Genomic DNA, 12,075 nt, shown 5'->3' with positions numbered 1-12,075 from the left:
AGCTGCGACCGGCCCCGCTCCTGCCAGTCCGGCCCGTACGCCCCGGCCGCCGCCTCCGCCAGCTGCCCCGCCAGCAGCAGCGCATCCGAGGGCCGCCACCGCGGATCCTTGGCCAGCCCGCGGGCGACCACCGGCCGCAGCGCCGCCGGCACCGGGCCCATCGGCACCGGCGCCGACCGGTGCAGCTCATACAGCTCGGCCGCGGTCGCCCCGTCGAACGGCACCCGCCCGGCCAGGCACTGGTAGAACGTCACGGTCGCCGCGTACACGTCGCCGGCCGGGCTGGCCGGGGCGCCCCGGAACTGCTCGGGCGGCATGTACACCAGCGTCCCGGCCGGCGCCGCCCGGTCCCCGGCCAGCGCCGCGATCCCGAAATCGGTCAGCTTGCTCGCCCCCCGCCCGTCCACCAGCACGTTCGCCGGCTTGTAATCACGGTGCACCACCCCGCGGGCATGCGCCGCCCCCAGCCCCAGCAGCGACCCCGACAGCACCGCCAGCGCCGCCTCCGGCGACGTCTTACCCTCCCGCTCCAGGATCGCGGCCAGCGTCACCCCCTCCACCAGCTCCATCACGATCGCCGCCCCCGCCGGGCCCTCCACGTACTCATACAGCCGCACCACATACGGGCTGACCAGCCCGGCCAGCGTCGCCGCCTCCGCCCGGAACATGGCCGCCTGCCCCGGATCGGCCAGCAGGCCCGGACGCAGGTACTTGACCGCCACCGCCGTACCCGAGGCGTCGTGGGTGGCCAGCACCACCTCACCGAACCCGCCCCCGCCCAGCGACCGCACCTCGGTATACCCGGGCACGGCCCAGCGGCCCTGGCCGACCTCCGCAGCGCCGCCGACTGAATCCACCATGAAACCTGGCCCTCCAGGTGATCAGTTTGTCATGCAATTTCTCGCTGCAATGGAATTCAACGCGCCCCCACCAGCCGCTTTGTATCCGGATGATGCCGAGGAAATACCCGGCTAAAAAGCCTGTGCCGAGAATATGGCGATTAACGACCGGCTGTCAATCAGGCTAGAAACGGTTCCGGGACGGCACACTGTCGGCCCGTCGGCTGGGCCGACGCCAGCCACGTGATTGTCGGTAAGCCGATGCGCCGGCATCTCCGGCGCGAACGGCGGCCAGCACGGCCGGTCCCGGAGCACGGCGCGTGCCCGCCCTGCCCACAGGCGGCGGCAGCGCCTTCAACGCCGTCAGCTGCCTGTCGCCCGCCTGGTGCGCGGCGGTCGGTGAGCGGGGCGGCCCCGGCGGCCGGCTGTTCTCAGGTGCCGCCCGCACCGGCTTCCGGCACGGCAAGAGCTGGCGGCCCGTCACCGCTTCCTGGGGAACTTCTTCCGAACGGACCCGTGGTTCCCGTGCCGCGCCAGCGTCTGCCAGCGGGCGCAGCCACGGCCGCCGGTCTCCCCGCGGCACGGTGGGTGGACCGGCACGATTAGTTGTAATAATTTCCAATGTATGGAGGATAGTCCAGCGCGGCCGGAAGAGCCGGGGAGCGTGCCCGGGGCGAGAGCGCCGGGCAAGTCCTGGCATGGGGTGCACCAGGCGCTGGCCGACCCGCTGCGGATCCGGCTATGGGAATGGCTGGCCGAAGCGCCCCGGTCGGCGCGGCAGCTGGCCGACTGCGCCGGGCTGCCCGCCGACCGCCTGTACTATCACCTCGGCCAGCTGGAGCAGGCCGGGCTGATCGAGGTGGCCGGCTACCGGCGGCTGGCCCGCGGCAAGGCCGAGCGGATTTACGCGCCCGCCGAGACCGAGCCGCCCGGCGACGACGCCACCCCGGAAGAAGAAGCGGCGTTCCTCGGATCGATGCTGCAGGCCACCGCGATGGACATCACGATCGCCTACCAGGCCAGGCGGACGGGCGGCCGCCGGGAGGTCCAGCTGCACCGTGGCACGCTCCGCCTCACCGATCAGGCGCTGGCCGAGCTGCGCGACCACATCGAGCGACTCGCCACCCGATTCGCCGACCCCGGCGCGGACGGAACACCGACCCGGGTGGTGCTGGCGCTCGTTGACCTGCAAGACCGCCCGGAGGCCGAGCCCGTGGCAAGGAGCCCAGCATGAACGATCCCGCCGCACGGCACGCTGGCCTGGCCGTCCGCGCCTCCGACGCCGAACGAGGCCAGACCGTGGCCCTGCTGCGGCGCGGCTTCGGCGACGGCCGGCTGACCCAGGCCGAACTCGAGGAACGGGCCGGCGCCGCCTGCGAAGCGCAGACCCGCGCCGAGCTACGCGATCTCACCGCCGACCTGCCCGCTGCCCAGGATCGGCCGCCACGCGCCGGCATGGCCCTGAACCCGCGCCTGCTGTGCGTCCTGGCGTGCGTCCATCCCCCCGCCGCGCTGGTCTACTGGCTGCTCTGCCGGCGCAGCCGAAGCCGCTGACGGGCAGCACGACCCGGCGATGCCATGCGGCCGCAGCGGGGCTGACGCGATGAAGAGCCGGCACTGTCCGTTCGGGATAATTTTATTGTTCAGCCGAACGGCGGTGCCGGCCTGGCGGCCGCGAGGTAGGTGTCGGCGCCTTTTTGCACGATGGTCCCGTCCTGGTTGACGACGGCGACGTCCAGGCAGGCGATGCCGCGGTCCGGTTTGGACCGCGACCGGCGAACCTGGGAGACGGTCCAGCGCGCGGTGATCGTGTCGCCCGGGTACACGGGGCCGGCCAGGGTGCGCTCGAAACCCAGGAAGGCGATGACCGCGATGTCGTCGATGACAGGGGTCGCGAGCCCCTGCGAGACCGCGAAGACCAGGGCGCCGTGGGCGATCCGGCCGGCGAACGGCGTGTTCTCCCGCACCCATTGGTCGTCGGTGTGCAGCGGGCTGAAGTCCCCGGACAGCCCCGCGAAGGCCGTGATGTCCTGCTCGCTGATCGTCCGGGGGGCGGAGAGATACTCGCTGCCCTCTGTCAGGTCCTCCAGGTACGTGGTCATCTGCCGTCCAGGGCGAAGTTGGGCAGCACGAACGTCTCGCCGGCCGGGGTGAAGACGACGTGCACCGGCTCGTCGCAGGCGATGTCACCGACGTCGCCGACGATGCGCGCGGTCAGCCGCGGGCCCTCGTCGAGCTCGATGATCGCGAGCACGTACGGGCAGTCGGCGGCGAACTCGGCGTTGGGCGTCCGCCGGATCACGGTGCAGGCGTGCACGCGCCCGTGGCCGCTCGCGGGGATCCATTCCGGATCGGGTGCGAAGCAGGCCGCGCAGTGGCCGCGCGGGTAGAACTGGCAGCGGCCGCAACTTCGGCAGCGCTGGATGAGCAGCGTCCCGTCGCGCGCGGCGTCCCAGTAGGCGCGCGAGAACTCGTCGGCCAGCGGGGACAGGCCGGGTGCTGGCGGCAGCGCGCCGGGCAGTGCGTCGGGCATGCTCACACTCCCAGGATCAGGGTCGCCGACGTGGACAGCGACCCGCCCATGCCGTGCACGAGCGCGGTTCGCGGGCCGTCGAGGCGGACGCCTGGTGAGGTGCCCCGCAGCTGCCTGACCGCCTCGACCACGGCCAGCGCGCCGCGCCGACCCGGATGGTTGGAAGACAGCCCGCCGCCGTCGGTGTTGATCGGCAGCCGCCCGCCAGGCGCTATCTCCCCGGCGCTCGCGAACTTGCCGCCCTCGCCCTTGCCGCAAAAGCCGAGGTCCTCAAGCGCGAGCAAGACGGTGATCGTGAAGCTGTCGTACAGCTGGGCGCAGTCGATCTCGGCCGGCCGCATGCCCGCGGTCGCGAACGCGCGCGCGCCGGATGCGGCGGCCGCGGTGGCGGTGAACGGCCACATCTGGTTCATCGACACCTGGCCGAGCGCCTCGCCGAAGCCGAGCACGTACGCCGGCGTTGTGTTCATTTCCCGCGCGTGCCTGGCGCTGGTCAGGACGAAGGCACCGCCGGAATCGGTGACCACGCAGCAGTCCAGCCGGTGCAGCGGGTCGGCGATGAGCGGTGAGGCCAGCACGTCATCGACGGTGATCGGCGTGGTGTACCTGGCGTCCGGGTTGGCGTTCGCGTTGGCCCGGCACTGGACCGCGATGGCGGCCAGGTCTTCGGCCGTGGTGCCGTAGTCGTGCATGTGCCGTCGCGCGGCCAGCGCGTAGGTGGCCACGGTGCTCGGGCCGTAGGGCAGCTCCCACTGGCCCGGGCCGTGGGCGTACGTCAGGTAGTCCGGCGCGCCGTGCGGCCACGAGTACCCGCAGGCGGCGTAGGTCACGAGCACCACCTCGGCCAGCCCGGCCTCGATGGCGGCGACGGCATGGCCGGCGTGCGAGACCGGCGCCGCCCCGCCGATGTCGGTTCCGTCTGCCCACCGCGGGTGGATGCCGAGGTATTCGGCGATTTCGGCCACCGCCATCTCCCTGGCGCCCTCGGCCGGGAAGGACGCCGCGGCGGCGAGCCCGTCGACGTCCTCGCGGTCAAGGCCGGCGTCGGCCAGCGCGCCCCGCGCGCACTCGGCCTGGATCGCGAACGGGTGCGTCCCTGGCGCGCGGCGTCGCGGCGACTCGTAGGCGCCGACGATCGCGACCTTGCCGCTCCAGCTCGACGGCACCGCTTTAGTCCTGCCCCGTGAACTCGAGCAGGCCGGGCAGGCCGCGCTTGGCGGCCTCGTTGGCGATGATCAGGCGCTGGATCTCCGAGGTGCCCTCCCAGATCCGGTCGACCCGCAGCTCGCGCCAGATCCGCTCGACCGGGTTGTCGCGCATGTAACCGCGGCCGCCGAAGATCTGCACCGCGCGGTCGGCTACCCGGTTGGAGGCCTCGGAGGCGGCCAGCTTGGCGGTCGCGGCCCTGGCGTGCAGCGTCTTGCGGTTGCCGCCCTGATCGAACTCCCAGGCCACCTGGTGCGTGAAGGCCCGGTTGACCGCGATGTCCACCACGGAATCGGCGATCATGGCCCGGATGAGCTGGCGGTTGATGAGCGGCTCGCCGCCCTGCATCCGGTGCGCGGCCCAGTCGGTCGCGAGGGTCAGCGCCCGCTCGGCCGCGCCGATCGTGCGCGCGGCGATCATCAGCCGCTCCTCTGTGAACCAGTCGCGGGTCAGCTCATACCCCTGGCCGACGCCCCCGAGCACCGCGTCCGGGCCTACTCGCACGTTGTCGAAGGAGAACTCGGGGTGCTCGTAGACGAACGTGTGCGTGTAGCGCGGCGTGCGCACGATGTCGACGCCAGGGGTGTCGCGGTCGACGAGGAACAGCGTGGGCGCGTCCTGCGGCTGGACGGCCGCGAGGACCAGCAGGAAGTCCGCCGCGTCGCCGACGGTGACGAACCACTTGTTCCCCGTGATCCGGTAGCCGTCGCCGTCGCTGACGGCCTTTGTGTGGACGGCCGCCGGGTCCGAGCCTGACGTTTCCTCGGTGATCGCCACCGCGTCGCGCCGCTCGCCCCGTGCGTCGGGGATGAGGTACCGCTCGCGCTGTGCCGGGGTGCAGGCCAGCAGCGGGTTGGCCGGGCGCCAGACGGTGTCCCACAGCGCGTTGGTCAGGCTGCCGAGCACGTCCTGGACGACGACCTGCTCAAGCACGGTCAGGCCCGCCCCGCCCCATTCGGCCGGGACGTTGATCGCTTGCAGGCCGTGTGCGAGCACGGCTTCCCTGATGGCCGCGTGGGCCTGCGGCCCGAGGCCGTTGTGCTGCTCGCACTCATCCTCGTACTTGGCGATCACGGCCGCGAGAGCAAGCGCTTGCTGACGCAGCCCGGCCAGCCGGGGCGTGTAGGCGAATTCCATCTCGTTGTCGCTACCTTCCTTATGCGCCGTATGCGTCATGCGCCGTATGCGTCGTACGCGTCGTACGCGTGTGCTTGGTGTGCGCCGTGTGCTTCGTGTGCGAGGCCGGCCTGGGCCGGGACGGCGACCGGGATCTCCTCGGGCTCATCCGCCTGGGCCGCCCGGTCGGTGCGCCCGATCTTCGCCAGTACCGCCGGCCAGCGCAGGCGCAGCGTCGCGTAGGTGCTGACCGCGAGCACCACGCAGCCGGCGAAGACCCAGGCCACCACTCCGTACGCGCCCTGCGGGAACGGCCGGAAGCTGAACCAGTACACGAGGGCGATGCCGGCCATGGCCACCAGCGTGGTCAGCGCGATGCCCGCGCGCAGCGAGCCGGTGCGCGCGGCGTACACGCCGGCGACCAGGGTCGTGAGGCCGTACGCGAGGACGAGCAGGTAGCCGGACAGGGTGCCCAGGTAGCCGTAGGAGTTGTCGGGGTTGGTCAGGGCAGCCCCGGCGATGCCCAGGATGAGGTACAGCGCGGCGAGGGCCGTGACGGCGGTGACCGGTGTCCGCTGGGTGGCGTGCACCTTCGCCAGGCGGCCGGGCAGCACGCGGTCCCTGGCGAGGGTGTACACGGTGCGCGACGTGCCCGCCATGATGCCGAGGCTGGAGCCGAAGAAGCTGACGGCGACGCCGAGGTCGATCGGGTACCCGAGCCAGCCGACGTTGTTGCGGCTGGCCAGCGTGTCCAGCGGCGCCGGGCTGCTCGCGAAGGAGATGCCCTTGAACCCGAGCACGATCACGTAGCTGGCGAACACGTACAGCAGGCCGAGCCCCACGATCGACCCGGTCATGGCCAGGCCGATCGCCCGCCGCGGGTTGCGCGCCTCGCGGCCGAGGGTGGCGACGTTCTCAAAGCCGGCCAGGGCGAAGACCGCGAACCCGCCGGCTTCCAGGATCGACGCCACGTTCATGCCGCCGAAGTGCAGCTGCCTGCGGTCGATGATCCCGCCAGGGGCCTTGATCAGGACGACGCAGAACAAGATGAGGATGACCCCGACCGTGGCGAACTCGATGGCCAGCAGCAGCCGGGCGGAGAGCTTGACCTCCCGGTAGCACAGCCACGCGTTCGCGGCCACGACGAGCGCCGTCAGGATGCTGATGACAACGGCCGGATGACCCGCGGGCACGCCGACCCGCTCGAGCCAGGCGTCCAGGTAGATCGCGCTGCCGAGGGCGCACGCGGGTCCGGCGAGCAGCAGCGCGAGAACGTGCGCCGACATGACGGAAAAGCCGCCGCTGCGTCCGCCCGCCCGCGCGGCCAGCCCGTACAGCCCGCCGGTGCAGGCGAAGCGCCGGGTCAGCCAGCTGATGCCCAGGGCGAAGCTCAGCACGATGACGGCGGTGACCACCCAGGTCAGCCAGCTCAGGTTGCCCGCCGTCTCGCTGATGAGCCCGGTGGACAGGGCGAGCGTCGAGGACGGCGCCAGGATGCCGAGCGCGATGCCGTAGACGGCCCACAGCGGGAGGACTCCCCTGCGGAGGGTCCCGTCTTGTGCTGCGGCCGGCCGGGCCTGCTCGGCTGCGCTCATGGCTTCACCTCATATCTAACTGGTGAATCAGTTATTTATGAACTGTGAGGTGTGTCACCATGGTTGTCAAGAGGACAGGCCCAGATTTCTTAGCCTGACGCTGCCGGGCGGCCGGCGGCGGCCAGGTAGCGTACCGACTGAGCTGGCCAGGCCTGGCCGGCGCCTGGCCGGCACTGACTGGAGGTGAGATGCCCCGACCGCACGTTGAGGAGGAACGGCGCCAGCAGATCCTGGAGGCGACCTGGCACGTTATCGCGGTCAGCGGCTTTCGCAGCCTGCGCTTGTCCGATGTGGCCAAGCGCGCCGGGGTGAGTTCCGGGATGATCCACTACTACTTCGACACCAAGCGCGACCTGCTCAAGGCCGCGTTCGAGCGGTACTACGAGCACTCGATGCAGCGCCGCCAGTGGGTGATGGAGACCGGCAAGGGCCCGCTGGAGCTGCTCAAGCTGATCGTCGAGTCCTACGTGCCGGTCGAGGACGAGACCATGGAAGGCTGGCACGTCTGGAGCGAGCTGTGGGTCGAAGGGCTGCAGGAGCCTGACCTGCAGCAGCTGAACGAGGACTTCTACGGCCAGTGGCGGCGGCTGGTGGCCGGCATCATCCGCGACGGCCAGGACGCCGGCGTCATCCGCGACGGCAGCGCGACCGAGCTGGCCAACATGCTCATCGCGATGATGGACGGCCTCGCCATCCAGGTGCTGCTCGGCTCGCGGAGCATGACCGCGGAGCGCATGCGGACGACCTGCCTGGCCTTCATCGACGAGATGCTGCCCAAGCAGGCGGCCCGCTAGCCGCGCTCCGGTCGCCCGCGACGGCCAGCCCAGTCGCCTGCCCCTTGCCACGAGCCGCACGGCTGCCGCATAATAACTGACGCATAAGTCAGTTATTGCTCCAGCAAGGAAACGCCGCGCCATGACCGTCACTCCCGAGCCTGCGCCGCCTCTCCTCTCGGCCAGGCAGCCACGTTCCGGCGCCGCCGCGCCGCCGTCCTGGCTCCGCTCCGAATCGGCGCCGCACCCGGTCGCCTTCCCGGTCCGTGAGCCCCTGCGGGCGCTCTTCGACCCCCGCTCGGTCGCGGTCGTCGGAGCGTCGGACAACCCGCAGAAGTGGGGCTACTGGCTGGCGCGCGGCGCGCTCGCCGGGCAGCACAGGCGCCAGGTCTACCTGGTCAACCGCCGGGGCGCCACCGTGCTCGGGTCGCGTACGTGGCCGTCGCTCGCGGAGCTGCCCCAGGAACCTGAGCTCGTGGTCGTGGCGACACCGCCAGGCAGCGTCCGGGGCGAGGTCGAGCAGGGCCTGACGGCAGGCGCCCGGTGCTTCGTGGTCATCACCGCCGGCGTCGGAGAGCCGGCCAGCCCGCGCGACGAGCTCGACCTGGCCGAGCTCGTCCGAGCTCACGGCGCCCGGCTGCTCGGGCCCAACTGCATGGGCGTGGTGGACGACGCGACCGCGCTGCAGCTGTGCTGGGGTGCCGTGCCGGCCGGCCAGGTAGGGCTGATCTCGCAGAGCGGCAATCTCGCGCTGGAGATCGGGCGGCTGCTCGGCCGGGCCGGGCAGGGCTTGTCCCGGCTGGTATCGCTCGGCAACCAGCGAGACATCGACGCGGCAGAGATGCTGCAGAGCCTGGTCGAGCACGAGCGGACGCGGGTGATCGCCGCGTACGTCGAGGACTTCCGCGACGGCCGCCGGCTGGCGCGGGCGCTCGCCTGCGCGCGGGCCGCCGGGAAGCCGGTTCTCCTGCTCGCACCTGGCCGCAGTGCCGCGTCAGGTCGCGCCGCCCAATCGCACACCGGGGCGCTGGTGAGCTCGCTTGAGGTCGTGGACGCCGCGGTCGCGGAGGCCGGCGCGCTGCGCCTCGACACCGCGGGAGCGCTGGTCGACGCCGCGGTAACGCTGCTCGCGCCGGGGATGCGGGGCGGCGGCCGTGTCGCGGTCGTGGCCGACGGCGGCGGCCAGGGCGCGCTGGCGGCCGACGCGCTGGCGGCCGCGGGCATGTCCGTGCCACCCCTGCGTGAGCTCACCATGTCGCGCCTGCGCGGCCTCCTTCCCGCCGCGGCAGGCGTGACCAACCCGGTCGACCTGGCGGGCGCGGGGGAATCCGACATCGGCAGCTACGCGGCCGTGGTGAACGCGCTGCTCACCGCCCAGGACACCGACGCGGTCGTGCTGTCGGGTTACTTCGGGGACTACGCCACCGGCTCGCCGCAGCTGGCGGACGCCGAGGCGGCAGTCGCCGACGCCCTGGCCGCGGCGTCCGCGGACGCCGCCCGGCCGGTCGTGGTGCACAGCATGGCCACCACGGAAACCCCCGCGCTGCGCGTGCTGCGCCGGCGCGGGATCCCCGTCTTCGACCGCATCGAGCACGCCGCATCCGCGATCGCCAGGGCGGCCCGCTGGACCGCGCTGGCGCCAGTGGAGCGGCCGAAGTTCGCCGTCGCGCCCCCCGCCGGGGACGGCGGCTACGAGCGCACGCGGGAACTGCTGGCCGGATATGGCCTGAGCTTCCCCGCGGCCAGGTTCGTCGCCGATGCCGACCACGCCGCCGCGGCCGCGGCGGGCATCGGCTACCCGGTCGTGCTGAAGGCGATGGGGCTGGCGCACAAGACCGAGGCGCAGGGGGTGGCGCTCAATCTGCGGGACGAGGCGGCGCTGCGGGCCGCGTTCGCCGCCATGCGGCCGCGCACACGGTCAGCCGCCTTCGCCGTCGAGGCCATGGTGCGCCGGCCAGGTTCTGTCGAGCTGATCATGGGAGTCCGGCAGGACGCGTCGTTCGGGCCGGTCGCCATCGTCGGAATCGGCGGGATCACCGCCGAACTGCTGGCCGACACCGCGGTCGGCCTGGCCCCGCTGACCCGGGACCGGGCACACCAGATGCTGGGGTCACTGCGGCAGGCCCCGCTGCTGACGGGGTGGCGCGGAGCCGAGCCTATCGATCTTGCCGCCGCCGCCGACGCGCTCGTGGCGATCGCCAGGGCGGGCGCGGAGCACCCCGAATACAGCGAGCTCGAGGTCAATCCCGTCCTCGCGCATCCGGGCGGTGCCATCGCGCTGGACGCGCACGGCGTCCTTTCGGCACCCCCTGCCGCGGAAGCCGGCACCGATCGGCGCTGAGGGCGGGCAGTTTCAATCCCGAAGGAGGGTGGGTGACGATGCCGGACAACCCGCGGCGAGTCGCCATTGTCACCGGCGCGGCCCGCGGGATCGGCGCCGCGACCGCGTGCCGCCTGGCCAGGGACGGGATGGCGGTCGCCGCGCTCGACCTGGAGGCCGGCGCCTGCGCCGCCACCGTAGCCGCGATCACCGCGGCCGGCGGTCAGGCGATCGCGGTCGGCGCCGACGTCAGCAAGGCTGACCAGGTGGCGGCGGCGACAGGCACCGTGGCCGCTGAGCTCGGGCCGCCGGCCGTGCTCGTCAACAACGCCGGCGTGATCCGCGACAACCTGCTGTTCAAGATGTCAGACGAGGACTGGGACACGGTGCTCGGCGTGCATCTGCGCGGCGCGTTCCTGATGAGCCGGGCCGCGCAGGCGCACATGGTCGACCAGCGCTACGGCCGGATCATCAACCTGTCCTCAAGCTCCGCGCTCGGCAGCCGCGGGCAGGCCAACTACGCCGCGGCCAAGGCAGGGCTGCAGGGCTTCACCAAGACCCTGGCCATCGAGCTCGGCCCGTTCGGCATCACCGCGAACGCGGTGGCCCCGGGGTTCATCGTCACCGACATGACCGCGGCGACCGCCGCCCGGCTGGCGGTGAGCTTCGAGGAGTTCCAGGCCACGGTGGCGGCGCAAACCCCGGTCCGCCGGATCGGACAGGTGGCTGACGTCGCGCACACCGTCTCGTTCCTGGCGAGCGAGGACGCCGGCTTCGTGTCCGGGCAGGTGATTTACGTGACGGGCGGCCCCCTGTGCTGACGACTGGTCGGCCAGGCTGACGGACCGCATGGCGGGTCCGTCCGCTGTGCATCACTGAGAACACGCTGAACAGCCGCTTCAGTTCGCACGACACAGCTGCCCAAAATAACGCGGATGAGACATCCCGGCGCAGGCGACGCGATAATCTGCGGACGAATCCTGTATAGGTAGCCATGGGCGGTGGGCGCGGCACCGTGGTCCCGGGATTCCAACCGCCGCCGACAATGCGATGGGAGGGGTGTCTTGGTGTCTGGGCCGGGTGAGCTGGGTTCCCGCGACACGCGCGGGAACGACCCGGCACGGTTCCTCCAAGAGCTGCGCGAGCTGCGCAGTCATGCCGGACTCGGGCACGCCGAGCTCGCGGCGCGCGCGCACTATCCGTGCGAGGTGATCAGGGCCGCGGAAGCCGGCCCGTCACTGCCAGACCTGCCCGTGCTTTCGGCCTACGTCCGCGGCTGCGGCGGGACCTTCGCGGAGTGGGAGGAGCGGTGGCGGTCCCTGACCGGCAGCCCCGCCAGCCCGCTGCTGCCGGCCCGGCCGACCGGATGCTCGGCGGCGGCAAGTGCCGGAGCGCGCGTGGGCGCCACCTCGGCTGCCGCCGACGGGCACGACCCGGCCCTCGTCATGGCGGCGCTGGGCAGGGTCGCCGAGGGCATGGCCACGTCCGCAACGTCGTCGCTGTCAGCGTCTTCGCCGCCCGGCCAAGCCGGCTGCCCCACTGGCTTGGCGGCGCCCGCTGAGCTGGCCGGCTACCCCGGCTTCCCCGGCTACCCCGGTCCCGGCGGCGCCCCCGGCCCCAGCGACGCCCCCGACGCTTCCGACGCTTCCGACGCCCCCGGCCGCCCCGCCGACCCGCCGCTGCCCGCCGCGAC

12 protein-coding genes are annotated in these 12,075 nt (G+C 72.4%); 6 read left to right on the top strand and 6 right to left on the bottom strand.

Going from position 1 to position 12,075, the window contains the following annotated elements; all coding sequences use genetic code 11:
- Positions 1–857, bottom strand: an 857-nt coding sequence (locus Q1N79_RS22345) for a serine/threonine-protein kinase (RefSeq protein WP_300612055.1), incomplete at its 3' end; no start/stop codon positions are given.
- Between the two features lie 607 nt (positions 858–1,464).
- Between Q1N79_RS22345 and Q1N79_RS22340 the strand changes: the two genes are divergently transcribed.
- Together Q1N79_RS22340 and Q1N79_RS22335 are read left to right on the top strand one after the other, a co-directional pair.
- Positions 1,465–2,073, top strand: a complete 609-nt coding sequence (locus tag Q1N79_RS22340) for a winged helix-turn-helix domain-containing protein (protein WP_300612053.1) — start codon at positions 1,465–1,467, stop codon at positions 2,071–2,073.
- Entirely contained in the window at positions 2,070–2,393 is a 324-nt protein-coding gene (locus Q1N79_RS22335; protein WP_300612051.1) for a DUF1707 domain-containing protein, read from the top strand. Before Q1N79_RS22340 ends, Q1N79_RS22335 begins: the two co-directional genes overlap by 4 nt.
- Before the next feature lie 89 nt (positions 2,394–2,482).
- On the opposite strand, the gene Q1N79_RS22330 is transcribed toward Q1N79_RS22335, so the two are convergent.
- The 5 genes from Q1N79_RS22330 to Q1N79_RS22310 are packed head-to-tail and all read right to left on the bottom strand — an operon-like array spanning position 2,483 to position 7,289.
- Positions 2,483–2,941 (bottom strand): MaoC/PaaZ C-terminal domain-containing protein, encoded by a 459-nt coding sequence (locus Q1N79_RS22330; protein WP_300612049.1) that lies wholly within the window; start codon positions 2,939–2,941, stop codon positions 2,483–2,485.
- Positions 2,938–3,372 carry a Zn-ribbon domain-containing OB-fold protein gene (locus tag Q1N79_RS22325; RefSeq protein WP_300612060.1) on the bottom strand — a complete coding sequence of 145 codons (435 nt, stop codon included), beginning with the start codon at positions 3,370–3,372 and terminating at the stop codon, positions 2,938–2,940. The genes Q1N79_RS22330 and Q1N79_RS22325 overlap by 4 nt, the downstream gene beginning before the upstream one ends.
- A 2-nt stretch (positions 3,373–3,374) precedes the next feature.
- A complete protein-coding gene (locus Q1N79_RS22320; RefSeq protein WP_300612047.1) occupies positions 3,375–4,538 on the bottom strand; it encodes a thiolase in 1,164 nt (387 codons plus the stop codon).
- A 4-nt stretch (positions 4,539–4,542) separates the two neighbouring features.
- Complete coding sequence (locus tag Q1N79_RS22315) at positions 4,543–5,754, bottom strand: acyl-CoA dehydrogenase family protein (protein WP_300612045.1); 1,212 nt, start codon at positions 5,752–5,754, stop codon at positions 4,543–4,545.
- Positions 5,751–7,289: an APC family permease gene (locus tag Q1N79_RS22310; RefSeq protein ID WP_300612044.1), complete on the bottom strand. Its 1,539-nt coding sequence runs from the start codon at positions 7,287–7,289 to the stop codon at positions 5,751–5,753. Before Q1N79_RS22310 ends, Q1N79_RS22315 begins: the two co-directional genes overlap by 4 nt.
- A gap of 188 nt (positions 7,290–7,477) precedes the next feature.
- Here Q1N79_RS22310 and Q1N79_RS22305 point away from each other — a divergent pair, with 188 nt between their 5' ends.
- The 4 genes from Q1N79_RS22305 to Q1N79_RS22290 form a co-directional block, all read left to right on the top strand.
- A complete protein-coding gene (locus Q1N79_RS22305; protein WP_300612043.1) occupies positions 7,478–8,083 on the top strand; it encodes a TetR/AcrR family transcriptional regulator in 606 nt (201 codons plus the stop codon).
- Between the two features lie 121 nt (positions 8,084–8,204).
- Complete coding sequence (locus Q1N79_RS22300; protein WP_300612041.1) at positions 8,205–10,403, top strand: acetate--CoA ligase family protein; 2,199 nt, start codon at positions 8,205–8,207, stop codon at positions 10,401–10,403.
- 38 nt (positions 10,404–10,441) lie between these two features.
- Positions 10,442–11,203: an SDR family oxidoreductase gene (locus Q1N79_RS22295; RefSeq protein WP_300612058.1), complete on the top strand. Its 762-nt coding sequence runs from the start codon at positions 10,442–10,444 to the stop codon at positions 11,201–11,203.
- 246 nt (positions 11,204–11,449) lie between these two features.
- A partial coding sequence (locus Q1N79_RS22290) for a helix-turn-helix transcriptional regulator (RefSeq protein WP_300612039.1) occupies positions 11,450–12,075 on the top strand: 626 nt, incomplete at its 3' end.

It is taken from the genome of Trebonia sp. (assembly GCF_030042015.1).
GTDB lineage: Bacteria > Actinomycetota > Actinomycetes > Streptosporangiales > Streptosporangiaceae > Trebonia.
This window is presented reverse-complemented; position numbering and strand designations above follow the sequence as displayed.